The 24,947-nt window shown below is 74.7% G+C and carries 20 protein-coding genes; 5 read left to right on the top strand and 15 right to left on the bottom strand.

Translation table 11 applies throughout. From position 1 onward, the window contains the following. Positions 1-36: 36 nt before the first annotated feature. A complete protein-coding gene (locus tag ACI769_RS07630; protein WP_051028087.1) occupies positions 37-630 on the top strand; it encodes a hypothetical protein in 594 nt (197 codons plus the stop codon). Positions 631-740: 110 nt separating this feature from the next. Here ACI769_RS07630 and ACI769_RS07625 read toward each other — a convergent pair whose 3' ends face one another. Together ACI769_RS07625 and ACI769_RS07620 are read right to left on the bottom strand one after the other, a co-directional pair. Next, the gene (locus ACI769_RS07625; protein ID WP_031317075.1) at positions 741-1,874 is read right to left on the bottom strand and encodes a branched-chain amino acid aminotransferase; all 1,134 of its coding nucleotides are present in this window, start codon (positions 1,872-1,874) and stop codon (positions 741-743) included. Positions 1,875-2,081: 207 nt separating this feature from the next. Further along, positions 2,082-3,125, bottom strand: a complete 1,044-nt coding sequence (locus ACI769_RS07620) for a 3-isopropylmalate dehydrogenase (RefSeq protein WP_076405733.1) — start codon at positions 3,123-3,125, stop codon at positions 2,082-2,084. Between the two features lie 132 nt (positions 3,126-3,257). Between ACI769_RS07620 and ACI769_RS07615 the strand changes: the two genes are divergently transcribed. Beyond that, positions 3,258-4,478, top strand: a complete 1,221-nt coding sequence (locus ACI769_RS07615) for an ROK family transcriptional regulator (RefSeq protein WP_354807425.1) — start codon at positions 3,258-3,260, stop codon at positions 4,476-4,478. A gap of 73 nt (positions 4,479-4,551) precedes the next feature. On the opposite strand, the gene ACI769_RS07610 is transcribed toward ACI769_RS07615, so the two are convergent. From ACI769_RS07610 to ACI769_RS07565, 10 genes are all read right to left on the bottom strand, one after another. Beyond that, positions 4,552-5,091, bottom strand: a complete 540-nt coding sequence (locus ACI769_RS07610; protein WP_021481960.1) for an ASCH domain-containing protein — start codon at positions 5,089-5,091, stop codon at positions 4,552-4,554. Between the two features lie 183 nt (positions 5,092-5,274). Continuing rightward, complete coding sequence (gene ilvC, locus ACI769_RS07605; RefSeq protein WP_021481959.1) at positions 5,275-6,300, bottom strand: ketol-acid reductoisomerase; 1,026 nt, start codon at positions 6,298-6,300, stop codon at positions 5,275-5,277. A 114-nt stretch (positions 6,301-6,414) separates the two neighbouring features. Beyond that, positions 6,415-6,939, bottom strand: a complete 525-nt coding sequence (gene ilvN, locus ACI769_RS07600) for an acetolactate synthase small subunit (protein ID WP_021481958.1) — start codon at positions 6,937-6,939, stop codon at positions 6,415-6,417. A 98-nt stretch (positions 6,940-7,037) separates the two neighbouring features. Beyond that, complete coding sequence (locus ACI769_RS07595) at positions 7,038-8,951, bottom strand: acetolactate synthase large subunit (protein ID WP_409141435.1); 1,914 nt, start codon at positions 8,949-8,951, stop codon at positions 7,038-7,040. Between the two features lie 376 nt (positions 8,952-9,327). Beyond that, the gene (locus ACI769_RS07590; RefSeq protein ID WP_085387617.1) at positions 9,328-11,199 is read right to left on the bottom strand and encodes an alpha-glucosidase; all 1,872 of its coding nucleotides are present in this window, start codon (positions 11,197-11,199) and stop codon (positions 9,328-9,330) included. 129 nt (positions 11,200-11,328) lie between these two features. Continuing rightward, complete coding sequence (locus tag ACI769_RS07585; RefSeq protein WP_085387616.1) at positions 11,329-12,309, bottom strand: NAD(P)-dependent oxidoreductase; 981 nt, start codon at positions 12,307-12,309, stop codon at positions 11,329-11,331. Next, positions 12,306-14,162 carry a class I adenylate-forming enzyme family protein gene (locus ACI769_RS07580; RefSeq protein ID WP_198163045.1) on the bottom strand — a complete coding sequence of 619 codons (1,857 nt, stop codon included), beginning with the start codon at positions 14,160-14,162 and terminating at the stop codon, positions 12,306-12,308. The genes ACI769_RS07585 and ACI769_RS07580 overlap by 4 nt, the downstream gene beginning before the upstream one ends. After that, the gene (locus tag ACI769_RS07575) at positions 14,159-15,451 is read right to left on the bottom strand and encodes a cytochrome P450 (protein WP_198163044.1); all 1,293 of its coding nucleotides are present in this window, start codon (positions 15,449-15,451) and stop codon (positions 14,159-14,161) included. The genes ACI769_RS07580 and ACI769_RS07575 overlap by 4 nt, the downstream gene beginning before the upstream one ends. Continuing rightward, the gene (locus tag ACI769_RS07570; protein ID WP_232322531.1) at positions 15,448-16,239 is read right to left on the bottom strand and encodes a glycosyltransferase family 2 protein; all 792 of its coding nucleotides are present in this window, start codon (positions 16,237-16,239) and stop codon (positions 15,448-15,450) included. The genes ACI769_RS07575 and ACI769_RS07570 overlap by 4 nt, the downstream gene beginning before the upstream one ends. Beyond that, a complete protein-coding gene (locus tag ACI769_RS07565) occupies positions 16,236-17,285 on the bottom strand; it encodes a 3-oxoacyl-ACP synthase III family protein (protein WP_085387615.1) in 1,050 nt (349 codons plus the stop codon). The genes ACI769_RS07570 and ACI769_RS07565 overlap by 4 nt, the downstream gene beginning before the upstream one ends. A gap of 173 nt (positions 17,286-17,458) precedes the next feature. Here ACI769_RS07565 and ACI769_RS07560 point away from each other — a divergent pair, with 173 nt between their 5' ends. Then, the gene (locus ACI769_RS07560) at positions 17,459-18,811 is read left to right on the top strand and encodes a cytochrome P450 (RefSeq protein WP_232322529.1); all 1,353 of its coding nucleotides are present in this window, start codon (positions 17,459-17,461) and stop codon (positions 18,809-18,811) included. Positions 18,812-18,860: 49 nt separating this feature from the next. Here the strand turns inward: ACI769_RS07560 and ACI769_RS07555 are convergent, their stop codons facing one another. Together ACI769_RS07555 and ilvD (ACI769_RS07550) are read right to left on the bottom strand one after the other, a co-directional pair. After that, the gene (locus tag ACI769_RS07555) at positions 18,861-19,535 is read right to left on the bottom strand and encodes a 4a-hydroxytetrahydrobiopterin dehydratase (RefSeq protein WP_043656695.1); all 675 of its coding nucleotides are present in this window, start codon (positions 19,533-19,535) and stop codon (positions 18,861-18,863) included. Between the two features lie 80 nt (positions 19,536-19,615). Further along, positions 19,616-21,334 carry a dihydroxy-acid dehydratase gene (gene ilvD, locus ACI769_RS07550; RefSeq protein ID WP_085387614.1) on the bottom strand — a complete coding sequence of 573 codons (1,719 nt, stop codon included), beginning with the start codon at positions 21,332-21,334 and terminating at the stop codon, positions 19,616-19,618. A 134-nt stretch (positions 21,335-21,468) separates the two neighbouring features. Here ilvD (ACI769_RS07550) and ACI769_RS07545 point away from each other — a divergent pair, with 134 nt between their 5' ends. After that, complete coding sequence (locus ACI769_RS07545; RefSeq protein WP_085387613.1) at positions 21,469-22,029, top strand: hypothetical protein; 561 nt, start codon at positions 21,469-21,471, stop codon at positions 22,027-22,029. 78 nt (positions 22,030-22,107) lie between these two features. Here the strand turns inward: ACI769_RS07545 and ilvD (ACI769_RS07540) are convergent, their stop codons facing one another. Continuing rightward, the gene (gene ilvD / locus ACI769_RS07540; protein ID WP_085387612.1) at positions 22,108-23,970 is read right to left on the bottom strand and encodes a dihydroxy-acid dehydratase; all 1,863 of its coding nucleotides are present in this window, start codon (positions 23,968-23,970) and stop codon (positions 22,108-22,110) included. Positions 23,971-24,290: 320 nt separating this feature from the next. Here ilvD (ACI769_RS07540) and ACI769_RS07535 point away from each other — a divergent pair, with 320 nt between their 5' ends. Then, a complete protein-coding gene (locus ACI769_RS07535) occupies positions 24,291-24,875 on the top strand; it encodes a DoxX family protein (protein WP_409141434.1) in 585 nt (194 codons plus the stop codon). Positions 24,876-24,947: the final 72 nt, after the last annotated feature.

The raw sequence follows: 24,947 nt of genomic DNA, 5'->3' as shown, positions 1-24,947 counted from the left end.
CCCGCCGGCGCGACGGCGACCGAGCGAGGAGTGACGATGAGCGACCCGACCCCGGGCGGTTACGACCCGCAGAACCCTCCGACGCGGCGCTACGGCCAGCCGCCGGTCCCCCCGCAGTCCCCGCCCCCGGCGATCCGCCCGACGGACCCGCAGGCCCAGTTCCCCGAGCCCCGCACCCCCGTGAGCCCGGCGGACCCGCGCCTCACGGTCGAGGCCGGCCGGTTCTGGGCGGGAGCCGCCGCGACCGCGCTCGTCGCCGCCCTCATCGGGCTGCTCGGCGTGATCATCTTCGAGCGCATCTTCGCGATCACCCTCGTCCCGCCGCCCGACCTCTTCGCCACGGGGTCGCGCCAGGCGGCGTGGGCGATCGACGGCGCGATCCTCGCGCTGCTCGCCGCCGGGGTGCTGCACCTGCTCATCCTCAGCACGCCCCGGCCGCGCGCGTTCTTCGGCTGGATCATGGCGCTCGTCGTGGTGGCGATCGCCGTCCTGCCGTTCGCGTGGTCGAGCGACGTCACCGCGGCGGCGCTGTCCGGGCTCATCAACCTGCTCATCGGCGTCGCGGTGTGGTCGCTGCTCGCGGGCGTCGCGGGGCGGACGATCGTCGCGCGGCCCGCGCCCGTCGTCTGACCCGGAGCACCCGGGCAGACCCACCGCGCCGCAGTCCGTACGACGACGGGGCGCCCCTCCCGCGGGAGGGGCGCCCCGTGTCGTCCCGGCCGGCTCGGGCGAGCCGACGCTCAGGCGAGCCGGCGGAGCCAGCCGTGGCGGTCGGCGGCGCGACCGGTCTGGATGTCCGTGAGCTCGGTGCGGATCGTCATGGTCAGCGAGCCCGCCTCGCCGGTGCCGATCGTGTGGTCGAAGTCCGAGCCGGCGAGCCGGCCGATCGGCGTGATCACGGCGGCCGTGCCGCACGCGAAGACCTCCGTGACGGAGCCGTCCCGGATCCCGGCGAGGACGTCGGTCAGCGGGATGCGGCGCTCGACGACCTCGTGCCCGCGGTCGGTGAGGAGGCGGATGATCGACGAGCGCGTCACGCCCTCGAGGATCGAGCCGCTGAGCTCCGGCGTCTCGACCGAGCCGTCGGCCTTGACGACGAACACGTTCATGCCGCCGAGCTCCTCGAGGAAGGTGCGCGTCGCGGAGTCGAGGAAGCACACCTGCTCGCACCCGTGCTGCTGCGCGACCACCTGCGGGAGCAGGCTCGAGGCGTAGTTGCCGCCGCACTTCGCGTCGCCGGTGCCGCCCGCGCCGGCGCGGCTGTACTCGCGGTCCACCCAGATGGACACGGGCTTCACGCCGCCCGAGAAGTACGGGCCGACGGGCGACGCGATGACGAGGTACTCCGCCTCGAGCGACGGGCGCACGCCGAGGAACGCCTCCGAGGCGTACATGAACGGGCGCAGGTAGAGGCTCGCCTCCTCGCCCGACGGGACCCAGTCCACGTCCGTGCGCACGAGCGCGGTGATCGAGCCGACGAAGTCGTCCACCGACAGCGCGGGCAGCGCGAGGCGGTGCGCCGACCGGGCGAAGCGCGCGGCATTGGCCTCGGGCCGGAACGTCCACACCGAACCGTCGGCGTGGCGGTACGCCTTCATGCCCTCGAAGATCTCCTGCGCGTAGTGCAGGACGGCGGTCGCCGGGTCCAGGAGGAGCGGGCCGTACCTCTCGATGCGGCGGTCGACCCACCCGTCGGTCGAGTTCCAGCTGATCCGCGCCATGTGGTCCGTGAAGACGGTGCCGAACTTCGGGGCCGCGATGGCGGCCTCGCGCTCGGCGGGCGGCGTCGGGGAGTCCGTGGGGCGGACGTCGAACAGGGCGACGAGGTCCTCCGCCGAGGAGGACGGCTGGTGCTGCGCTGCGAGGGTGCTCATCATGAGGCCTTTCACCTGGCGACCCGGGTGGTCTCCGCCTAGTTTTCCACGCCGGTGCGGCTCGTGCGGGGATCCGCGCGAGGGCACGACGACGCGGGGCGCCACCGGGTCAGAACGGGAGGGATCCGGTCCTGGGGCGATGACGACCGAGGTGCGGGGACTGCGGCGAACCGGTGCCCGGGCCCGCGAGGGGCCCGTGACGGCGTGTCAGCCGGCGACGCGAGCGGCGAGCTCGCGGCCCACCTCGGCCGTCGAGCGTACTCGGCTCCCCCGCTCGGCGAGGTCGGCGGCGACGGCCGCCTCGACGCGCCGCGCCTCGTCGCCGAGGCCCAGGTGGTCGAGGAGCAGCGCGACCGACAGCACCGTGGCGGTCGGGTCGGCCTTGCCCTGCCCGGCGATGTCCGGTGCCGAGCCGTGCACGGGCTCGAACATCGACGGCGCGGTGCGGTCGGGGTTGATGTTCGCGGACGCGGCGAGGCCGATCCCGCCCGTGATCGCGGCGGCCTGGTCGGTGAGGATGTCGCCGAACAGGTTGTCGGTGACGATCACGTCGAAGCGCGAGGGCTTCGTCGTGAGGAAGATCGTCGCGGCGTCGACGTGCAGGTAGTCGGTCGTGACGTCGGGGAACTCCGCGTTGACGGCCTCGACCGTGCGACGCCACAGGTGGCCCGCGTGCACGAGGACGTTGTGCTTGTGCACGAGCGTGAGGTGCTTGCGCGGACGCGCCTGGGCGCGGGCGAACGCGTCGCGCACGACCCGCTCGACGCCGAACGCCGTGTTGAGGGAGACCTCGGTCGCGATCTCGTGCGGCGTGCCGGTGCGCAGCGAGCCGCCGTTGCCGACGTACGGGCCCTCGGTGCCCTCGCGCACGACGACGAAGTCGATCTCGCCCGGGTCGGCGAGCGGCGACGTGACGCCCGGGTACAGCTTGCCCGGGCGGAGGTTGACGTAGTGGTCGAGCGCGAAGCGCAGCTTGAGCAGCAGGCCGCGCTCGAGGACGCCGGACGGGACGCTCGGGTCGCCGATCGCGCCCAGGAGGATCGCGTCGTGCCCGCGGATCGCGTCGAGGTCCGCGTCGGTGAGCGTCTCCCCCGTGGCGTGCCAGCGGCGCGCACCCAGGTCGAACGGCGTCGTGGAGACCTTCACGTCCGAGCCGGCCACGGCGGCCTCGAGCACGGCGAGCCCCTGCTCGACGACCTCGGTCCCGATGCCGTCGCCGGCCACGACTGCCAGATCAATGGTGCGCGTCATGCCGGCGAGCCTACGCCGCGCCGCCACCCTTCGGGACGGTGGTCTCACGTCTCGGACGGGCGTCGAGTTGCGTTCCGCGCGCAGCCGGTCCACTATTAGTAAACTTTCCTAAAGCCCGTCGAAGGACCGACCATGACCGCGCCCGCCACGTCGAGGGTTCCCGGCACCCCGGGGCTCCTGCGCACCATCAACGACCGCGCGGCCCTGGAGCTCCTCCTCGACGTCGGGCCGCTGACCCGGTCCCAGATCGGTGACCGCACCGGCGTCTCGCGACCGACCGCCTCCCAGATCGTCGCACGGCTCGAGCAGTCGGGACTCATCGAGCCCACCGGCTCCGTGCAGGGCGCGCGCGGCCCCCAGGCCACGCAGTACGCCGCCCGGACCGACGTCGTCGTGGGACTCGCGCTCGACGTCGTGCCCGCCGGGGTGCGCGCCAGCGTCGTCGACGCGCTCGGCCGCACGCTCGGCGAGACGACCGTCACCGCCGGTCCCGAGCGCTCGGCAGCCGCCGACGTCCTCGCCGCGCGCGACGAGGCCTGCGCCGACGCCGGCATCCCCGTCTCCCGCGTCGCGACCGCGGTCGTCGGCGTGCAGGCCGCCGTCGCGCCGCGCACCGGCGACATCGCCCTCGTCGGGGAGCTCCCCGGCTGGCCGCGCCGCGGGCTGCGCGCGCACCTCCAGGACGCGCTCGGCATCGACGTCCACGTCGAGAACGACGTCAACCTCGCCGCGATCGCCGAGCGCGACGCCGGCCGCGACGAGGAGAGCTTCGCGCTGCTGTGGCTGGGCGAGGGCATCGGCATGGGCGCGTGGCTCGAGGGCCGCGTGCACCACGGCACCGCGGGTGGCGCCGGTGAGATCGGCTACCTCCCCGTCCCCGCCGCCGGCATCGACGACTCGGTCAACGTGCAGGACCTCGTCGGCGGTCTCCGCCTCGTCGAGCTGTGCGCCCGCGCGGGGGTCCCCGGCATCACCGAGGAGGGCTCCTCCTACGGCGACGCCGTCGCCGCCCTCGCCGCGCACCGCGACAGCACCGCGGTGCACGACCTCGTGCAGGACCTCGCGCTCCGCGTCGCGATCGTCCTCCAGCCCGTCGTCGCCATCCTCGAGCCGGACGCCGTCGTGCTCGGCGGGCCGACGGGCGTCGCGTGCGGTGCGCCGCTCGCCGAGGCGACCGCCGCCGTCCTGCGCGGCACCGACCAGCGGACGGGAGCGGTCGTCGCGAGCGCCGTCCCCGAGCTCGCCGTCCTGCGCGGCGCGCGCTCCGTCGTCGCCGAGGACGTGCGCACCCTCCTGCTCGCCGCCGCGGGACGACCGGACCACCCGGTCGTCGCGCCCACCGTCCCGGGGTAGTCCTCTTCACCTACCTCGCGAGCGGTGGCCGGCCGACCGTGGCACGGCCGGCCACCGCTCATCCTCGCCGCGCTCAGCGCGGGTAGCGCAGCTCGAACCGCTCGCACACCAGCGGCATGTCCGGCGCGAACTCGCGCGACAGGACGCGACGGAAGTACTTCTCGTGCTCGACGCGCCACGACTCCAGCGACCGGTCGTCCTCGCCCTCCGCGTGCGCGAAGTCCGCGTCGACGTCCTCGAACGCGACCACCTCGACCGACGTCGTGCGGATCAGCGCGCGCGGGTGGCCCGCGCCGTCGAGCAGGATCGACAGCTCGCCGACCCGCGGCACCGCCTCGCCCGTCTCCTCGTACTCCCACAGCGCCGACGATGTCGCCGTCTTCTCCCCCGTGAGCACCGCCATGAGCAGGTCGTCGGCCAGCGCCGGGTTGTCCCCGAACGACCACGCCGGAGGCGGCACGCTCTCGGACACCGTGGTGCCCGTGACGACGCCGAGCCGCGCCATGCCCGCGCTGGGCCGCGCCAGCTCCCAGAACGCCAGGATCTCCGCCGCCCGCTCGTCCACCGTCACGTCGTCCGTCACCGGGTCTCCCTCGTCCGCCTGTCGGGTCATGCCCCCCATCCTGGCGCACGGGGCCGCGCACCACCCGCACCGCCCGCCCACCGGTCGTCGGCCGGTCGCGACGCGACGACGAACGGCCGGCCGGGCCGGTGGGACGACGAAGGGGTGGGTGACCCCTGTCGCGCGACAGGGGTCACCCACCCCCAGAGGTGAGCCGAGCTCAGAAGTCGAGGATCAGCGTGCGGCGCTGCCCTCGGTGTAGTCGGCGTCCTGCTGCTTCCACGCGAACAGCGACCGCAGCTCCTTGCCGACCTTCTCGATCGGGTGCTGCGCGGCCTTCTCGCGGAGCGCCGTGAACTCCGGCGCGCCGGCGTCCTGGTCGTCGATGAAGCGCTTGGCGAACGCGCCCGACTGGATGTCGGCGAGGACGCCCTGCATGTTCTCCTTGACGCGGGCGTCGATGACGCGCGGGCCGGAGACGTAGTCGCCGTACTCGGCGGTGTCCGAGACGGACCAGCGCTGCTTGGCGATGCCGCCCTCCCACATGAGGTCGACGATGAGCTTGAGCTCGTGCAGCACCTCGAAGTACGCGATCTCCGGCTGGTAGCCGGCCTCGGTCAGCGTCTCGAAGCCGTACTGGACGAGCTGCGACACACCGCCGCAGAGCACGGCCTGCTCGCCGAACAGGTCGGTCTCGGTCTCCTCGGTGAACGTCGTCTTGATGACGCCCGCACGCGTGCCGCCGATCGCCTTCGCGTACGACAGCGCGACGTCCCAGGCCTGGCCCGACGCGTCCTTCTCGACGGCGATGATGTCCGGGATGCCGCGGCCCGCGACGAACTCGCGGCGCACCGTGTGGCCCGGCGCCTTCGGGGCGACGAGGATGACGTCGACGCCCTCGGGGGCCTCGATGTAGCCGAAGCGGATGTTGAACCCGTGCGCGAACGCGAGCGTCTTGCCCGTGGCGAGGTTCGGCTTGATCTCGTCGTTGTAGATCGAGCGCTGGTGCTGGTCCGGCGCGAGGATCATGATCAGGTCGGCCCACGCGGCGGCGTCCGCCACGGACTTGACCTCGAAGCCCTCGTCCTGGGCCTTCGCGACGGACTTGGAGCCCTCGCGCAGGGCGACGACGACCTCGACGCCCGAGTCGCGCAGGTTCTGGGCGTGCGCGTGGCCCTGGCTCCCGTAGCCGACGATCGCGACCTTCTTGCTCTGGATGATGGACAGGTCGGCGTCGTCGTCGTAGAACAGCTCAGCCACGATGGATCTCCTCGGTTCTTCGTTGCGGTGCAGGGGTCTGTTGCGGTGTCGCGCGGAACGGCGACCGGTGCGCGCCGACGCCCACGGGGGTCTCGGTGCGAGGGTAGGCGATGGTCAGGCGGAGCGGACGACGCGTTCCAGCGCGCGGTCCGTGATGGAGCGGGACCCGCGCCCGACGGCGACGGTCCCCGACTTCACGATCTCGCGCACGCCGTAGGGCTCGAGGGCCCCGAGCAGCGCGTCGAGCTTCTCCCCCGTGCCCGTCGCCTCGATGGTCACGGCGTCGGGGACGACGTCGACCACCTTCGCGCGGAACAGGTTGACGACCTCGAGCACGCCGGTGCGGTGGGCGCCGTCGGCACGCACCTTGACGAGCAGGAGCTCGCGCTGGACCGACGCGGACGAGTCGAGCTCGACGATCTTGATGACGTTGACCAGCTTGTTGAGCTGCTTCGTCACCTGCTCGAGCGGGCGCTCCTCCACGTCGACGACCACGGTGATGCGCGAGATCTCCTCGTGCTCGGTGGGGCCGACGGCGAGGGAGTGGATGTTGAAGGCACGGCGGGCGAACAGGCCCGCGACGCGCGTCAGCACGCCGGGCTTGTTCTCGACGAGCACGGAGAGGGTGTGGCGGGACATCGGTCAGTCCTCCAGGGACAGGGGTCGGATCGAGGCTGCATTGCGCTGCAGCCGAGTGCCTTGCTTCGCTGCGGCCCTCAACCTCCGCTGCATTTCGCTCAGTCCTCCCGGTCCCAGGCGGGCGAGATGCCCCGCGCGTACTGGATGTCGTCGTTGCTCACGCCGGCGGCGACCATCGGCCACACCATCGCGTCGCGCGAGACGTTGAAGTCGATGACGACCGGGCGGTCGTCGATCTCCATCGCGCGCTTGATCGCGGCGTCCACCTCGCCCATCGACTCGACGCGGATGCCCTCGCACCCGTACGCGTCGGCGAGCTTGACGAAGTCGGGCACGCGCGCCGTGCCGTGGCCGGTGTGCAGGTCCGTGTTCGAGTAGCGCTGGTCGTAGAACAGCGTCTGCCACTGGCGCACCATGCCGAGCGAGCTGTTGTTGATCAGCGCGACCTTGATGGGGATCTCGTTGATCGTGCAGGTGGCGAGCTCCTGGTTGGTCATCTGGAAGCAGCCGTCGCCGTCGATCGCCCACACCGTGGCGTCGGGGCGTCCGACCTTCGCGCCCATGGCCGCCGGGATCGAGAAGCCCATGGTGCCGAGGCCGCCGGAGTTGAGCCACGTCCGCGGGTGCTCGTAGCGGATGAACTGGGCCGCCCACATCTGGTGCTGCCCGACGCCCGCGACGTAGATCGACTCGGGGCCCGAGATCTCGCCCAGGCGGGAGATGACGTGCTGCGGGGCGAGGTGGCCGTCGTCGGGCTCCGTGTAGCCGAGCGGGTACGTCTCGCGCCAGTCGTCGATCTGGCGCCACCAGGCCTCGACGTCCGGCTTGCCCTTGGCCTCGTGCTCACGCTCGAGCTCCGGCAGCAGGTCGGTGATGACCTCCTTGAGGTCGCCGACGATCGGCACGTCCACGTCGCGGTTCTTGCCGATCTCCGCGGGGTCGATGTCGGCGTGCACCACCTGCGCGTGCGGGGCGAAGCTCGACAGCGCGCCGGTGACGCGGTCGTCGAAGCGGGCGCCGAGCGACACGACGAGGTCGGCCTTCTGCAGCGCCGCCACGGCCGGCACGGTGCCGTGCATGCCGGGCATGCCGAGGTTCTGGGGGTGCGTGTCGGGCACCGCGCCGCGCGCCATGAGCGTCGTCACGACGGGCGCGCCCGACAGGTCGACGAGGCGGCGCAGCTCGGCCGACGCGTTCGCGCGGATCACGCCGCCGCCCACGTACAGGACCGGGCGGCGGGCCGTCGCGAGCAGGCGCGCGGCCTCCTTGATCTGCTTGCTGTGCGGCTTAGTCACCGGGTGGTAGCCGGGCAGCTGCACGTCCTGCGGCCAGGAGAACGTGGTGCGGGACTGCATCGCCGACTTCGCGATGTCGACGAGCACCGGGCCCGGGCGGCCGGTCGAGGCGATGTGGAACGCCTCGGCGATGGTGCGCGGGATGTCGTCCGGGTCGGTGACCAGGTAGGAGTGCTTGGTGATCGGCATCGTGATGCCGACGATGTCCGCCTCCTGGAAGCCGTCGGTGCCGATCATCGACTCGGCGACCTGGCCCGTGATCGCGACGAGCGGGATCGAGTCCATGTTCGCGTCGGCGATCGGGGTCACGAGGTTCGTCGCGCCCGGGCCCGACGTCGCCATCGTGACACCGACGCGGCCGGTCGCGTGGGCGTAGCCCTGCGCCGCGTGGCCGCCGCCCTGCTCGTGGCGCACGAGGATGTGGCGCAGGCGCTGGGAGTCCATGAGCGGGTCGTACGTCGGGAGGATCGCACCACCCGGGATGCCGAAGACGACCTCGGCACCGGCCTCCTCGAGCGAGCGGACGATCGACTGCGCGCCCGTCATCTCCTCGCCCGTCGGGGCGCCGTTCGAGGCGGTGGCCGGGCGAGCCGTGGCTGCGCGCCGGACGTCGCCGCGCGGGGCGACCGACGCGGGTGTCGGGGCGGGCTTCGGCGCCGCGGCGGCGGGCGCCGGGGCGCCCTGTCGCGGAGGTGCCGGGGTGGGACCCTGGGCCATGGTGTCTCCTGCGTGTCGTGGCCTCGGCCCGGCGGGCGCCCCGTGGGGCGCTCCGCCGGGAGCCGGAGCCGACCGTGGTGGTGCGGTCGTGCTGGTCGCGGTGTGCGGGTGCCGGTCCTCGCGGGTCTCGCGGGTGCGGCGCTCGCGGTGGCCGGGTAGGCCTGCCGCGGTCTGTCTGCCGTGCTGATGGCGTTGTGGTGGCAACAAAAAACCCCTCGAACCCGGGATGCCGGGCTGGACGAGGGGTGAGCGCGCTGACGAAGCCTGGTGGCGTGGCCTCAGCCGGCGCGCTCAGGAAGTACTACAAGGAGGATCGTCTGCACGTCTGGGACTGTACGCCCATGTCCCGGTGATGTCACGTGTCGAGGCGGCCGTCTCACGCACTGGGACGTGCGGGGCGCGGCCCGGTGCGCCGGAGCACCCGTCCCTCCCACGGCTCCAGGTGCCCGACGGCGCCCGGCCGGGCGCCGTCGTCGGCCCGCCCGGGGTGCGTGGTCACGAGGACCGACGCCGCCTCCCAGCCCGCGAGCGTCCCGACCGGGACGTCCTGCGGGACGCCGCCGACGTTGACGAGCACGAGGAGCTCGTCCCGGACGGTCGTGCCGTCGGGCCCGGGAGCGTCGAGGGCGCGCGTGAACGCGTAGACCGCCTCGTGGTCGGGCAGCAGCATGCGGAAGTCGCCGAGCGCGACGACCGGCTCCTCCCGGCGCAGCGCGACGAGCCGCCGGTAGAAGTGCACCACGGAGTCCTCGTCGGCCCAGGCGGCCTCCGCGTTGATCGTCGTGTGGTTCGGGTTGACCTCGAGCCACGGCGTCCCCGTCGTGAAGCCGGCGTTCGCGCTCGCGTCCCACTGCACGGGCGTGCGGGCGTGGTCGCGGCTCGCGTGCGCGAGCACGGCGAGCATCTCCCCGTCGGTCCGCAGGCGCGGGGCGCCCGTGCGACCGGTGAGCTCGCGGAAGTACCCGAGCGACTCGACGTCCTGGTACTGCTCGATCCGCGTGAACGGCGCGTTCGTCATGGCGAGCTCCTCGCCCTGGTAGACGTAGGGCGTCCCGCGGTGCAGGTGCAGCAGGAGGGCGAGCGCCTTCGCCGAGGCGACGCGGTGCTCCGGGGAGTCGTCGCCGAACCGCGAGACGACGCGCGGCTGGTCGTGGTTGTCCCAGTAGAGGGCGTTCCAGCCCCGGTGGGCGAGGCCCGCCTGCCACCGGCCGAGGGTCGCCTTGAGGTCGGCGAGGTTCCACCGGACCGGGTCGTACCGGGTCGCGCCGTGGTCGATGCCCATGTGCTCGAACTGGAACACCATGTCGACCTCGCGACGGTCCGGGTCGGTGTACCGCACGCCGTGCTCGACCGTCACGCCCGGCGTCTCCCCCACCGTGAGGATCTCCCGGCCCCGGGCGAGGTACGGCGCGAACACCTCTCGGTGCATCTCGGCGAGGAACTCGTGCACGCGCGGGCCGTCCGTGTAGTGCGGGCTCCCGTCCCCGTACGTGCCCCAGTGCACCTCGCCGTCGGGCAGCGAGCCGTCGGGCGCGACGTCCTTGGAGATGAGGTTGATGACGTCCATGCGGAAGCCGTCGACGCCGCGGTCGAGCCACCGCCGCATCATCGCGTAGACCGCCTCGCGGACGTCGGGGTTCTCCCAGTTGAGGTCCGGCTGCTTGGTGTCGAACAGGTGCAGGTAGTACTCGCCCGAGGCCTCGTCGAACCGCCACGCGCTGCCCCCGAAGAACGAGCGCCAGTTCGTCGGCTCGGCGCCCGGGGCGCCGGGCTCCATGCCCTCGCGCGCGGGACGCCACCAGTACCAGTCGCGCCGCGGGCTCTGCGCGGACGAGCGCGACTCGACGAACCACGGGTGCTCGTCGCTCGTGTGGTTGACGACGAGGTCCATGACGAGCTTCATCCCGCGCGCGTGCAGCCCCTCGATCAGGGTGTCGAGGTCCGCGAGCGACCCGAACAGCGGGTCGACGTCCTCGTAGTCGCTGATGTCGTAGCCGTTGTCCGCCTGCGGCGACCGGTACACCGGGGACAGCCACACGACGTCGACGCCCAGCCGCTCCAGGTGATCGAGGCGTCGCGTGATCCCGGGGAGGTCCCCGATGCCGTCGCCGTCGGTGTCCTGGAACGAGCGCGGGTACACCTGGTAGACGACCGAGCGCGTCCACCAGGGGGCCTCCGCCGGCGTCTCGGCGCCGGGCCACCCCCCGCGGCGTGCGTCCTCGGCCTCGGTCCGGGCGTGCTGCGACATCGTCGGTCCTCTCTGCTCCAGGTCTCGTCCCTCACCCTGCCCGACCGTGCCGCGGGGCGCGCGTCCGGCACGCCGGGCGGACGTCCCCCACGACCGGGTCGAAGGACGGGGCGAGCACCGGTGCATCGCTCACCACGCGTGCGCCCCGGCGAACGACGTCGGGGGCGGGTCGACGCCCAGGACGTCGCGCAGGACCGCGAGGTCGTAGGTGCGTTCCATCGCGAGGTGGCTCAGCGCGTACCGGGTCAGGCGCGGCGGCTCGCGGCGACGCAGCCGCCGGGCGACCGTCTCGACCGCGCCCGCGAGCGCCCAGGCGGGGCGGACCGGGACGGCGACGACCCGCACGGCGGTACCGCGGCGGCGCAGCGCGGCGGCGAGCGCGTCGCGCAGCACCACCGGCTCGGCGTCGGCGACGTTCACGACGAGCGGGCCTCCAGCCGCGCCGTCCCCCGCGGCGGGCGCGCGGGCCGCGGTGTCGGGCAGCACGACGGCGGCGCGTACCGCGGCGAGCAGCGTGCCCACGTGGGTCAGGGACTGGAGCACGCGTCCGCCGCCGGGCAGGACGAGCCGTCCGCCCCGTACGGCGGCCTCGACGCGCGGCAGGAGCGTCGTGTCGCCCGGCCCGTAGACGGCGTGCGGGCGCAGCACGACGACAGCGCCTCGGTCCGGGTGCCGCGCGACGTCGCGGGCGAGCGCGCGTTCGGCCTCTGCCTTCGTCGTGCCGTAGGCGTCGAGGTACCGGGCGACCGGCGCCTCGTCCTCGCGGGCGCGGACGCTCGGGCGGTACGGGTCGTACACGCTGCCGGACGAGACGTGCACGAACCGGGCGTCGGGGAACGTGTCGCGGACTGCGAGCGTCCCGGCGACGTTCGTGGCGCGCGCGACGTCGAGCGCGCACCAGTCGGACACGGCGGCGCCCGCGTGCACGACGGCGTCCACCGTGGGCGGGTCGGCGAGCGGACCGGTGGTGAGGTCCCAGGCGAGGTGCCGGGCGCCGTCGACCGCCGGGTCGCGGCGGGAGGACGTCCAGACCTCGTGGCCGTCGGCGACCAGCCCGCGCGCGACCGCTCCGCCGACGAACCCCGACGCCCCGGTGACGACGACCCTCACGCGCGGGTGCCGGGCGTGTCTCGGCCGACGGCGGTCGACGCGGCGGCTACCACCGGCTCGACGGGTCCGGCCGGAGCGGCGGGCACGGTCGGCGCGGCGCTCCCGAGCGGCGCGGCGGCCACCAACTGCGCGGCGGCGCGCGAGAGCGCGGCCCGGTCGGGCTTGCGCGAGCGACCGGCGAGCGGCACGCGGTCGGCGTGCAGCACGACGTCGGGCAGCGCGTCGTGGTCGAGAACGCTCGGCAGCGCGGTGCGCACCCGGTCCACGAGCGGGTGGTGCGGGTCCAGATGCACCGCCGCACCGGCGTCGGGCCGAGGGTCGGTCCCGGTGCCCGCGTCCGGCCGAGAGTCTTCCGACGCCGAGGTGACGACGAGCGCGACCCGCTCGTCGCCGTCCACCTGGGGCACCCCCACGAGCAGCGCCTCGCCGACGCCGTCGAGCGCCGCGACGCGCGGCTCGTAGAGGCCGGGGTAGATGTTCGTCGTGCCGCGGATGATCATGTCCCGCGTGCGGCCGACGAGGACGAGCCGCCCCGCGTCGTCGAGGCGCGCGAGGTCGCCGGTGCGGTGCTCTGCGGCCCGTGCGCCCGCGCCCCGGGCGGGGGCGTCGAGGTCGTGCAGGTAGCCCGCCATGAGCGACGGCCCGGACAGCACGAGCTCCCCGACGCCGTCCTCGTGCCCGGGCTCCCCGACGCCGTCGTCGCGGCCGTCCTCGGGTTCCTCGTCCTCGACCGGGTCGAGCCGCGCGACCGTGCCGGGCAGCGGCGCGCCGACGAGGTCGCCGTCGCCCGCGTACGCGAGCTTCGCGCGGGCCTCGACCACCGCGACCGGCAGGATCTCGGTCATCCCGTACACCGCGACCCACCGCGTGCCGGGCAGCACGCGCGTCGCGCGCTCCAGGAGCGCGCGGGTCACGGGAGCGCCGCCGACGAGCGCGACGCGCGGCCCGTGCGCGGGCACCGCCCCGGCCTCGATCGCGTCGAGCAGCGCCGTGACGTCCGCGGGCACGAGGTACGTGCCTGCGGCGCCGTCGAGCTGGCGCGCGAAGGTCGTGATGTCGCGGCCCGGCGGGTCGGCCGGCACGGACCACGTGGCGCCCGCCAGCAGCGCCGGGACGCCGAGCAGCATCTGGTCGGTGTGCACGACGTCGCCCGGCGCGAGCGCGAACACGTCGCGCAGCAGGTCGCACCCGGCGAGCAGCGACCCGGCCGTGTGCACGACGGCCTTCGGCTGCGCCGTCGTGCCGGACGTGAAGACGGTGAGCGCCTCACGGTCCGGATCGAGCGGCGGCAGCGCCGCGCGGTCGACCGGGCTCGCGGCGAGGCGGCGGGCGGCGCGCGAGCCGCGCGGCACCCCGGGGAGCCACGGGCCGGCGTGCACGTGCCGCAGCGGGAGGCTCGCGTAGTCGGGCAGGAGCAGGCCCCGTGACCGGGCCAGACGGCGCAGCGGCCCGCGCGAGACGGCGTAGAGGAGCGACTCGGTCGTCGCTAGCGACGGCCCGGCCGCACCCACGCGCGCGGCGAAGAGCTCCGGCGTCGAGCCGGGGTCGACGAAGACGACGGTCCCGCCCGCCCGGACCACCCCGAACGCGAGCACGACGCCCTCCGGCCGGGGCCGCACCGAGAACAGGGCGCGGTCGCCCGGCGCGAGGCCGTCGGCCGCGAGCGCCGTCGCGGTCGCCTCGACGCGCCGCGCGAGGTCGGCGTACGTGACCTCCTCGCGCACGCGCGCACCGCGGCGGCCCGGCCGCGTCCAGCGCCGGAGCGCGACCGCGTCGGCGGACGCGTGCCCGGCGGCCCCGCGGGCGAGGATCGGGGCGAGCAGGTGGCGGGGGACGGCGTCGGGCACGGTCACGCCGCCTCCCCCGCCGACGACGCGGCCGACTCGGCGACCGGACCCGGCGCGCGCACCTCGCCGCCGACCGCCCGCACGACGAGCGAGCGGTACGCCGGGATGAGCACCCCGCGCGCGACGGCGCGGTCGACGACCTCGATGCTCCGCCCCGCGGTGACGACGGGACGCAGCGCGTCCAGCACCGCGTCCACCTGCGCGACGGCGAGCGGCATGCCGAGGCAGAAGTGCGGTCCGGCGCCGAACCACAGGTGCCGCACCGCCGGGTCGACGGGGGCGTCCGGGTCGAAGGGGCCGGCGTCCTTGCAGCAGGAGATCGTCGCGATCACGACCCGGTCCCCCGCGCGGACGCGGACGTCGCCCACGGTCGCGTCGGTGCGCACCGAGCGCAGCATCGCGGGGGTCGGTGCCGTGACGCGCAGCGCCTCCTCGACGACGCGGCCGCGCAGCGCGGCGGCCTCCGGCCCTGCGCCGGGGTCGGCCGCGAGGAGCCGGTCGAGCCAGCCGGTGTCCGCGGTGAGCGCCACGAGGCGCGGCACGAACGACTGGATGGTCTCGGTGCCCGTGAGGACGAACGCGCCGACGGCGCCGAGCGCCTCGTCCTCCGAGAGCCCGAGCTCGCGCATGCGCCCGGGGACGGTCGCGGGGTCCCCCGCGCGGTACGCGTCGCGCGCCGGCGCGGACAGCCGTGCGAGGACGGCGCGCGCGTGCCGCACCTGGCTGGGCGTGAGGCTGCGCCGGTGCAGGCGCACGAGCCCGACCACGGACTGCGCGGCGGTCATCGCCTCACGGACGGCGGCGTCCGTCGGGGGCAGCCCGGTCATCGCGCAGACGACCGTCCCGGCCATGGTCGCCGTCTCCGCCACGAGGTCGACTCGTTCGCCCGCGAGCAGCCGCGGAGCGAGGCCTGCGAGGACGTCGGGCACGCTCACCGCGACGAGGTCGCGCACCGCTCGGGGCGTGAAGAGACCCGACAGCGCCCGGCGCAGGCGCGCGTGGTCGGCCCCCTCCATGTTGAGGAGCACGGACGGGCCGAGCACGGGCGTCCACAGGTCCGACGGCGACCCCGGGCCCACCTTGGAGAAGTGCTCGCTGTCGAGCAGCACGGCGCGCGCCGTCGCGGCGTCGGACACGACCACCCCGATCCCGGGGACGCGCACGACCGGGCCGCGGTGCCGCAGGGCCCGGATCGCCGGGTAGACGAGCGGGTGCGCCCCGCGCTGGACCCTCTCCTCCCAACGCATCGCCGCGGCGAGCCCGGCGGGCGCGGGGGCCAGCGCCGTGCCGGTCATCGGATGTCCACGAGCTCGGGCCGGTAGCGGTGGTCGGCATACCAGCCGAGCGTGCGGACGAGGCCCCACGCGTGCGCCCGGCGCGTGGAGGCCCGCACGACGACGTCGCGGTGCGCGCCGTACCGCCGCGTGAGGCGGCGCACCGCGTTGACGAGCGCCCGGTCCTCGTGGACGTCCTCGATCGCGGTGCGCGGGAACCCGCCCGCCGCCTCGTACAGCGCCGCCGTGATCGCCATGTTGCAGCCCGGCGCCATGACGTAGGGCCCGAGGTAGGACGGGTCCTGGTTGCCGGGGCGGAAGCGCCCGAACGTGCTCGCGACGCTCACCGCCGCGGAGAGCACGCCCTGCTGGACGCGCGAGACCGGGCGGTCGTCGGTGCGCGGCACGAGCCGTCCCGCGACGAGGTCGTGCCCGCTCGCGAACGCGGCGCGCACGCGTCGGGTCCAGTCGGGCAGCGGCAGGCAGTCGGCGTCGGTGCGCGCGAGGTGCGTCGCGCCCTGCGCGATCGCCGCCCGCATCCCCGTGTCGGCCGCCGCGCCCGTGCCCTTCTGCGGCTCGTCGACGACGCGCCACCGCGTCATGCCCCACGCCGCCGCGGTCGCGCGCGCCAGGTCGCCCGTGCCGTCCGACGACCCGTTGTCCACGACGACGAGGTCGAAGTCCGTGTCCTGCTGGTCGCGCAGCGCCTCCAGCGTCGCGACGATCCCGTGCGCCTCGTCGCGCGCGGGCACCACGACGGCGAGCCGCTGCGTGCTCGCCACTCCTCGCGTGAACCGCCGGGTGCTCACAGCCGCACCACCGTCGCGCCGATGCTGATGCCGCCCGCGAGGCCGACGAGCACGACGACGTCGCCCGGCCCGACCCGGCCCGTCTCGAGCGCGGTCGCGAGCTGGAGCGGGAGCGTCGCGGAGGCGACGTTGCCGTGGTCGGCGACGGTGACGAGCGTGCGGCCGGTCGGCAGGCCGAGCGCGGCGTGCACGTCGTCGAGGTAGGCGACGGCGACCTGGTGCACGGCGACGAGCGCGACGTCGTCCCACGTGAGCCCCGCACGGCCGAGCGCGTCGAGGACGACCCCCGGCCCGAGCGCGAGGAACGCGTCCCGGAGCCGCGACCCGTCGATCTCGAAGTAGGTGCGCTCGAGGTCGCGGGGGTGCGCGGTGCCGCCCCCGGGGAGCATGCCGACGTCCCAGTGCGTCGACTCGGCGCCGAACGCGCTCGCGAGGATGCCGCGGGGCGCGGGGGCGCCGGAGCCGTCGCGCGCGTCGGCCTCCGCCGCGGTGGTGCGGCGCACGAGGACGGCGGCCCCGGCGTCGGACATGGTGTAGCCCGGGGCGGAGAGCAGGTAGGTCGCGCGGTCGGGGACGTCCCAGCGCACGGCGCGCGACGGCGCCTCCCCGCACGCGACGAGCACGGTGCCGTACCGGCCCGTCGCGACGAGCGCCTCGGCGACCTCGATGGCGTTGAGCACGGAGTTGCACGCGTTCTTGACGTCCATGACGGGCGCCCGGACCCCGAGCTTCGCGGCGACGATGTGGCTCGTCGCGGGCTCGACCATGTCCTGGCTCGCCGACGCGAAGAGCAGCAGGTCGACGTCGTCGGGCGCGAGGCCCTGGGTCGCGAGCAGCTTCTCCGCGGCCGCGACGGCGAGGTCGGAGGCGTCCCAGTCGTCGGGGAGCACGCGGACCTGCCGCACGCCCGTGAGGCGCGAGACCATCGGCACGCGCGGCGCCGCGCCCGGGTTGCGCTCCGCGAGCGCGCGCTCCGCCTCGCGCACGTCGACCACGCGCTCGGGCAGGTGGACCCCGACGGCGGCGATCACCGCCGCGGGACGCATGGGAGCGGACCCGGGGGCTACCGGGCGGGGTGGGTTCTCTGGCACGCGCGACACAGTAGCCAAGCAGACCCCCTCGGACGGCGGTCGTCCACAGGTTCCGATGGGGTGAAGTGCCCATCCCCGGACGGCGGCGCGGCCGCCCCGTGGCCTCCCCGGTGCGCCACACTGACCCCGTGACTGCGACCACGACCGCCCCCGTGCCCGCCCGCGAACGACGTCGCGCCCTGCCCACGACCCGGCACGAGCTGCAGGTCCTCACCGCCGCACGCCCCGCGATGGCCGGTGTGCTGCTCGTGGGCGGCGCGCTCACCGGGCCGCGTCCGGGCGGAGGGCTGCGCCGGGTCCCGGGCCTCGGGTGGGTGACGGCCGACCCGACCGTGGGTCGCCGCATCCTCACCGACCACCGGCACTTCACGATCGTCGGCGAGGGCGGGGTCGGGCACCTCTGGGCCCAGATCCTCGGCGACTGGGTCCTCGACCTGTTCGACGGCCCAGGCCACCACGACCTGCGCACCCGCTCGCGCGAGCTCTTCACCGAGGCGAGCGCCGCGGCGCTGGTCGACGGCGCGTGGTCGCTCGCGCTCGACGACGCGCGCCGCACCCTCGCCGCGGGCGGGACGGTCGACGTCGGCCGGCTCGCGCGCGTGCTCGTCGGCCGGATGATGATCTCGCTGCTCGGCATCCCGTCCCCGGCGGCCACCGGGGCGGGCTCAGGGCCGGGCTCAGCGGCGGTCGCCGGGACCGGCGCGACGCCGGAGGCCGTTCCGACGGACGACGACGCGCTCGCGGCCTTCGCGACGGGCGAGCGCCTCGCGTCGATCGCGCTCGGGAGCGCAGGCTCGACGTACCTCGCGCCGGGCCAGGTCGCCGCGGCGCGGGAGATCGTCGCCGAGCTGACCCAGGGCGTCCCGGACGGGTGGCGGCACGCGCCGGCCGACCGCCTGCTCGGCCGGTGCCGCGAGCTCGGCCTCGGGCTGGAGGAGACGACCGGGCTCGCGAGCCTGCTCATGGTCGCGGGCACCGAGACGTCGGCGTCCGCGATGGCCCGCACCACCGCGCTCCTGATCGACACGGGCGAGCAGCACCGCCTGCTCCGGCTCCTGGCCGACGAGCGCGCCCACCCCGTCACGCGCGCAGCCGGCGAGCCGGACGCCGTCGAGAACGCAGTGCGCGAGGGTCTGCGCGTGACGAGCCCGGCGTCGGTGATCGGCCGGGGCGTGTCGGCCGACGTCGAGGTCGCGGGCCGCACCCTGCGCGCCGGGGAGCGCGTCATGATCCTCACGTGGGCGGCGAACACAGCGGCCGGGCCGTTCCGCGCCGACCGCCCCTACGTGCGCGAGACGCGCCAGCTCTGGTTCGGCGCGGGGCGCCACCTGTGCCTCGGCGCCGCGCTCGCCCGCGCCGAGATCGCCGCGCTCCTGCACGCGCTGTTCGACGACGGCGCACCCCTGCGCGTCGTCTCGCGCCGCGCCAAGCGGCGGGTGCTGGTGCCCGGCTACGACGAGCTGGTCGTCGCGCGCGCCTGACCTCCGGCCGGGGGCCACGCCGCCGTCGGGCCGGGAGCGACGGCTCGCGTCAGTCGCGCGCCTGCCAGGTGCACACGCACGCCTCGTTGCCCTCGGCGTCGGCCAGGACCCAGAACGCGGGCGCGCGACGGTCGGACACGAGGTGCCCGCCCGCGGCGATGGCGGCGGTGACGCGCGCCTCCGCGACGTCGTGCGGGACCGTCACGTCCACGTGGATGCGGTTGCGCTGCTCGCGCGGCGCATCCATCTGCTGGAACCAGAACGCCGGGGCGCGCCCGCTCGGGTCGCGGAGCTCGGGCGCGGGCAGCTCCGGGGCGCCCTCGTCGAACCCGAGAACCGCGCGCCAGAACGGCTGCACCGCCGTCCCGACGAGGGTGTCGACCGCGATCTCGAGGTCCTGCACCGCCGTCGGGTCCGCGACGAGGTCGAGCTCGCGTGCCGCCGCGGAGATCTGCCGGGCGAGGGCCACGTCGCGCTCGCTGACGCCCCCGACGTCGTGCGAGGTCAGCCGGACCGTCACCGACCCGTACCGCAGGTCGACGTCGGGGTGGTGGTTCGCCGCCTCGGCGAGCTCGCCGATCGCGTCGACCAGCTCCACCCCCGCGGTGAACGACCCCGTGCGGAACAGCGTCTGCACGGTCCTCAGGATGAACCGCCAGTCCTCGACGCCGTCGCTGTCGTGGAACTGGCGCGCGGTGATGCGGTCGTCCGCCGTCTGGGTCATGGCCGTCCTCCGGGGTCCGTCGCTGCGGCGAGGTGCGACACCACGCTAGTGCGCGCCTCCGACGCCCGCGCGCTCCGCGGTCACTCGAGGATCGCGCCGCGCGACGCCGACTGGACGAGCTTGGCGTACTTTGCCAGCACGCCGCGCGTGAACGTCGGGGGCAGCGGCGCCCACCCGTCGCGGCGCGCGGCGAGAGTGTCGGCGTCGACGAGCAGGTCGAGCGTCTTGTTCGCGACGTCGAGCCGGATCGGGTCGCCGTCGCGCACGAACGCGATGGGGCCCCCGTCGACCGCCTCGGGCGCCACGTGCCCGACGCACAGGCCGGTCGTCCCGCCGGAGAAGCGGCCGTCCGTGAGCAGCAGGACCGTCTTGCCGAGCCCCGCGCCCTTGATCGCGCCCGTGATGGCGAGCATCTCGCGCATCCCCGGGCCGCCCTTGGGCCCCTCGTACCGGATGACGACGACGTCCCCGTCCGTGATCGTGCCGTCCTCCAGGGCGTCGAGCGCCGCGCGCTCGCGCTCGAAGACGCGGGCGGTGCCTTCGAACACGTCCTCGTCGAACCCGGCGGACTTCACGACGGCGCCCTCGGGCGCGAGCGACCCGTGCAGGATCGTGATGCCCCCGGTGTGGTGGATCGGGTCGTCGAGCGCGCGCAGGATCTTGCCGTCCGGGTCCGGCGGGTCGATCTCGGCGAGGTTCTCCGCGACGGTGCGGCCCGTCACGGTGAGCGCGTCGCCGTGCAGCAGGTCGGCGTCGAGCAGGGCCTTCATGACGACGGGCACGCCGCCGATGCGGTCGACGTCGTTCATCACGTAGCGCCCGAACGGCTTGAGGTCGCCGAGGTGCGGCACGCGGCTCGCGACGCGGTCGAAGTCGGCGAGCGTGAGGTCGACCTCGGCCTCGTGCGCGATGGCGAGCAGGTGCAGCACGGCGTTGGTGGAGCCACCGAACGCCATGACGACGGCGATCGCGTTCTCGAACGCCTCCTTCGTCATGATGTCGCGCGCCGTGATGCCGCGCCGCAGCAGGTTGACGACGGCCTCGCCCGAGCGGTGCGCGAACGCGTCCCGGCGCCGGTCCGCCGACGGCGGCGCCGCCGAGCCGGGCAGCGACATGCCCATCGCCTCGGCGACCGACGCCATCGTGTTCGCCGTGTACATGCCGCCGCACGCGCCCTCGCCGGGGCAGATGGCGCGCTCGATGCGGTCCACGTCCTCGCGGCTCATGAGCCCGCGCGCGCACGCGCCGACCGCCTCGAACGCGTCGATGAGCGTGACGTCCTTCTCCGTGCCGTCGGAGAGCTTGACCCAGCCGGGCATGATCGAGCCCGCGTAGAGGAACACGCTCGCCAGGTCCAGCCGCGCGGCCGCCATGAGCATCCCCGGCAGGGACTTGTCGCACCCGGCGAGGAGGACCGTCCCGTCGAGGCGCTCCGCCTGGACGACCGTCTCGACCGAGTCCGCGATGATGTCGCGGCTCACGAGCGAGAAGTGCATCCCCTCGTGGCCCATGGAGATGCCGTCGGAGACGGAGATCGTCCCGAACTGCAGCGGGTACCCGCCGCCCGCGTGCACGCCCTCCTTCGCGCCCTGCGCGAGCCGGTCGAGCGACAGGTTGCACGGCGTGATCTCGTTCCACGAGCTCGCGATGCCGATCTGCGGCTTGGCGAAGTCCTCGTCGCCCATGCCGACGGCGCGCAGCATGCCGCGCGACGCCGTCGCCTCCAGGCCGTCGGTGACCTGGCGGGAGCGCGGCTTGAGGTCGGGTCCGGCGTCGGACCCCGAGGTGTGCCCAGTCATGACCCCACTCTAGGAACGGCACCGGCGCGGGGCGCGGCGGGACGCGCCGGACGCGCCGCGGCACGGACGCCCGCCCGGCCGGGCAGGCCCGAGACGGGCCGACCGCGGTGCGAGGCGCACGGCATCATGGGGCCGTGCACACACGCCCCGGAGCCGTCCGAGCCCTCCTGCCCGTCCTCGCCCTGGCCGCGACCGCCGCGTGCGCGGCTCCCGCGCCGTCGGGCACGAGCCCCGGCTCTCCCACCTCCGCGGCGTCCGCCCCCGCACCGGACGCGACGACCGGGACGCCCGACGACACCGCGACCGCGACGGCGACCGCGAGCGCCGAGGAGGCTCCCGAGGGGCAGGTCGAGACGCCCGAGGAGTCGTTCCGCGCGTGGCTGGCCGCGAGCCGCGCGCCGGAGGTCGAGGTCGCGTGCGGGTACCTCGCACCGGAGCTCGTCGACCGGATGGTCGCCGAGATGACGGCACAGGGGTGGCCGGGCATCACGGACTGCGCGTCGATGACCACGACCACCGCCGGTCTCTACGCGGCCGTGGGCGACGTGCCGGAGGTCGAGGTCGGCGTCCGCGAGGAGCGCGCCGACGCGACGGTGCTGTCCGTCGTCTACGACGGCGGCGACTGCGGCACCGCCGTCATGGTGCCGCAGGGCGCGCGGTGGGTCGTCACGGAGCAGTCCGAGGAGGAGTGCTGACCCTCGCCGCGGGGGGCTCCGCGCCCGCGCACGACGACGGGCCCGCACCTCGGGAGGTGCGGGCCCGTCGTCGTCGGGTCAGCGGCGCTTGATGAGCGACACGTCGCGGACGGCGCCGCGGTCGGCGGACGTCGCCATGGCGGCGTAGGCCTGGAGGGCCGGCGAGACGTAGCGGTCGCGGTCGACCGGCTGCCACGGGTTCTCGCGCGCCTCCATCTTGGCGCGACGCTCGGCGAGCACGTCGTCGGGCACGTTGAGGCGGATGAGGCGGGTGTCGACGTCGATCTCGATCTCGTCGCCGTCCTCGACGAGGCCGATGACGCCGCCCGCGGCGGCCTCGGGCGAGACGTGGCCGACCGAGATGCCCGACGACCCGCCGGAGAAGCGGCCGTCGGTGATGAGCGCGGTGACCTTGCCGAGGCCGCGGCCCTTGATGAACGACGTCGGATACAGCATCTCCTGCATGCCGGGGCCGCCCGCGGGGCCCTCGTAGCGCACGACGACGACGTGGCCGGGCTGGACCTGCTTGGTGAGGATCTTCTCGACGGCCTCGTCCTGCGACTCGCAGACGAGCGCCTTCCCGACGAAGTGGAAGACGTCCGGGTCGACCCCGGCGGTCTTGAACACGGCGCCGTCCTCGGCGAGGTTGCCGCGCAGCACGGCGAGCCCGCCCTCGACGGTGTACGCGTGCTCGAGGTCACGGATGCAGCCCTCGGCCGCGTCGGTGTCGAGCGACTCCCAGCGGTTCGACGTCGAGAACGCCTGCGTGGTGCGCACTCCCCCGGGCGCCGCGTGGAACAGCTCGACGGCCCGCTCGGTCGCCTTGCCGCCCCGGACGTCCCAGTCGTCGAGCCACTCGCGCAGCGTCGGCGTGTGCACGCTCGTGACGTCGTGGTCGAGCAGGCCCGCGCGGTCGAGCTCGCCCAGGAGGGCGGGGATGCCGCCGGCGCGGTGCACGTCCTCCATGTGGAAGTTCGGGTGGTTCGGCGCGACCTTGGACAGGCACGGCACCTGGCGGCTGATGCGCTCGATGTCGGTGAGGTCGAAGTCGACGCCCCCCTCCTGCGCGGCGGCGAGGATGTGCAGCACGGTGTTCGTCGAGCCGCCCATCGCGACGTCGAGCGCCATGGCGTTCGAGAACGCGGCCTTGGTCGCGATCGAGCGGGGCGCGACGGAGTCGTCCTCGTCCTCGTAGTAGCGCTTCGCGAGCCCGACGATCGTGCGGCCGGCCTCGAGGAAGAGCTCCTTGCGCGCGGCGTGCGTCGCGAGGGTCGAGCCGTTGCCGGGGAGCGACAGGCCGAGCGCCTCGGTGAGGCAGTTCATCGAGTTCGCGGTGAACATGCCGGAGCACGACCCGCACGTGGGGCACGCGTTCTCCTCGACCTGGGCGAGCGCGGCGTCGGACACCGCGTCGTCGGCCGAGTAGTTGATCGCGTTGACGAGGTTGAGCGGGGTCTTCGCGACGCCGTCGGCGACGACCGCCTTGCCGGCCTCCATGGGCCCGCCGGACACGAAGATCACCGGGATGTTGAGCCGCAGCGCGGCGTTGAGCATGCCGGGCGTGATCTTGTCGCAGTTCGAGATGCACACGAGGGCGTCGGCGCAGTGCGCGTTGACCATGTACTCGACCGAGTCGGCGATGAGGTCGCGGCTCGGGAGCGAGTAGAGCATGCCGCCGTGGCCCATGGCGATGCCGTCGTCGACGGCGATGGTGTTGAACTCCTTGGAGACGCCGCCGGCCTCGCGGATCGCGGACGCGACGAGGTCGCCCATGTCCTTGAGGTGGACGTGGCCGGGGACGAACTGCGTGTACGAGTTGGCGATCGCGATGATCGGCTTGCCGAAGTCCTCCGCGCCCATGCCGGTCGCGCGCCAGAGGGCGCGGGCGCCGGCCATGTTGCGGCCGTGGGTGGACGTCCGAGAGCGCAGGGGGCGGCTCATTCCGGGTCAGCTCCTTCGACGGGGTGCTGCGACCGATCCTCCGGCCGCCGGGTCACATTACGCCTCGTCCGGGCGGTCCGGCCGAGGCGTCCGTCTCGTGGTCGTGCGGCCTACGTACGTAGCCCCGAGGGACTTACGGGATGTCCACGCGATCCGGACGTAAGGGTTGAACCGCCTCCCGTACCCCTGCCACCGTGGGCGAGCACGTCACGGCCGGACGACCACCGCGACGCCTCGACGGGGAGCGGCACACCGCTCGGGTCGGGGTGGGTCCTCGCCGGCCCCGACCCGACCACTTCTCTCCCCGAGGGGGCACCTCCATGTCCACGTCCACCACGTCCGCGCCGCCCGGCGCCACCCCGGGGGCCGCAGCGCGCACCACCGGCCCCGTCACCCAGGACGACGTCGTCACGCGCTCGTCGGCCCGCCACGCCCTCGCGCTCACGCGGATCGGCACGGCCGTCGTCTTCCTGTGGCCGTTCACCGACAAGCTCGTCGGCCTCGGGTACGCGACCCCGCGCGAGCGCGCGTGGCTCGCGGGGGGCGCACCCACGCAGGGCTACCTGGAGAACGGCGCCCAGGGCCCGCTCGCGAGCACGTTCGCCGCGATGGCGAGCCCCGTCACCGACTGGCTCTTCATGCTCGGGCTGCTGGGCGTCGGCCTCGCGCTCCTGCTGGGGATCGGCCTGCGCGTCGCTGCGGTGAGCGGCACGGTCCTCTTCGCGATGCTGTGGCTCTCGCAGTGGCCGCTCGCGGCCGGTTCGACCAACCCGGTCGTCGACGACCACGTCCTCGTGATCCTGCTCCTCGCCGTCCTCGCGACGACGCTCGCGGGCCACACGTGGGGCCTCGGCCGCCGCTGGGCGGCCCTCCCCCTCGTGCGCCGGGCGGCCTGGCTGCGCTGACGCGCCGCGGGACGGGCACCACCACGGCGCAGCACCGGAGCGGGGCCGCGACGTCGCGGCCCCGCTCCGTCG

Origin of the sequence: Cellulosimicrobium sp. RS (genome assembly GCF_046159675.1) — a bacterium.
GTDB lineage: Bacteria > Actinomycetota > Actinomycetes > Actinomycetales > Cellulomonadaceae > Cellulosimicrobium > Cellulosimicrobium funkei.
This window is presented reverse-complemented; position numbering and strand designations above follow the sequence as displayed.

Excerpts from the sequence above, each read along its gene's own strand:
- ACI769_RS07630 (WP_051028087.1), top strand. The coding sequence starts at position 37 with ATGAGCGACCCGACCCCGGGCGGTTACGACCCGCAGAACCCTCCGACG.
- ACI769_RS07625 (WP_031317075.1), bottom strand. The coding sequence starts at position 1,874 with ATGAGCACCCTCGCAGCGCAGCACCAGCCGTCCTCCTCGGCGGAGGAC.
- ACI769_RS07620 (WP_076405733.1), bottom strand. The coding sequence starts at position 3,125 with ATGACGCGCACCATTGATCTGGCAGTCGTGGCCGGCGACGGCATCGGG.
- ACI769_RS07615 (WP_354807425.1), top strand. The coding sequence starts at position 3,258 with ATGACCGCGCCCGCCACGTCGAGGGTTCCCGGCACCCCGGGGCTCCTG.
- ACI769_RS07610 (WP_021481960.1), bottom strand. The coding sequence starts at position 5,091 with ATGACCCGACAGGCGGACGAGGGAGACCCGGTGACGGACGACGTGACG.
- ilvN (WP_021481958.1), bottom strand. The coding sequence starts at position 6,939 with ATGTCCCGCCACACCCTCTCCGTGCTCGTCGAGAACAAGCCCGGCGTG.
- ACI769_RS07595 (WP_409141435.1), bottom strand. The coding sequence starts at position 8,951 with ATGGCCCAGGGTCCCACCCCGGCACCTCCGCGACAGGGCGCCCCGGCG.
- ACI769_RS07590 (WP_085387617.1), bottom strand. The coding sequence starts at position 11,199 with ATGTCGCAGCACGCCCGGACCGAGGCCGAGGACGCACGCCGCGGGGGG.
- ACI769_RS07575 (WP_198163044.1), bottom strand. The coding sequence starts at position 15,451 with ATGACCGGCACGGCGCTGGCCCCCGCGCCCGCCGGGCTCGCCGCGGCG.
- ACI769_RS07565 (WP_085387615.1), bottom strand. The coding sequence starts at position 17,285 with ATGCGTCCCGCGGCGGTGATCGCCGCCGTCGGGGTCCACCTGCCCGAG.
- ACI769_RS07555 (WP_043656695.1), bottom strand. The coding sequence starts at position 19,535 with ATGACCCAGACGGCGGACGACCGCATCACCGCGCGCCAGTTCCACGAC.
- ilvD (WP_085387614.1), bottom strand. The coding sequence starts at position 21,334 with ATGACTGGGCACACCTCGGGGTCCGACGCCGGACCCGACCTCAAGCCG.
- ilvD (WP_085387612.1), bottom strand. The coding sequence starts at position 23,970 with ATGAGCCGCCCCCTGCGCTCTCGGACGTCCACCCACGGCCGCAACATG.
- ACI769_RS07535 (WP_409141434.1), top strand. The coding sequence starts at position 24,291 with ATGTCCACGTCCACCACGTCCGCGCCGCCCGGCGCCACCCCGGGGGCC.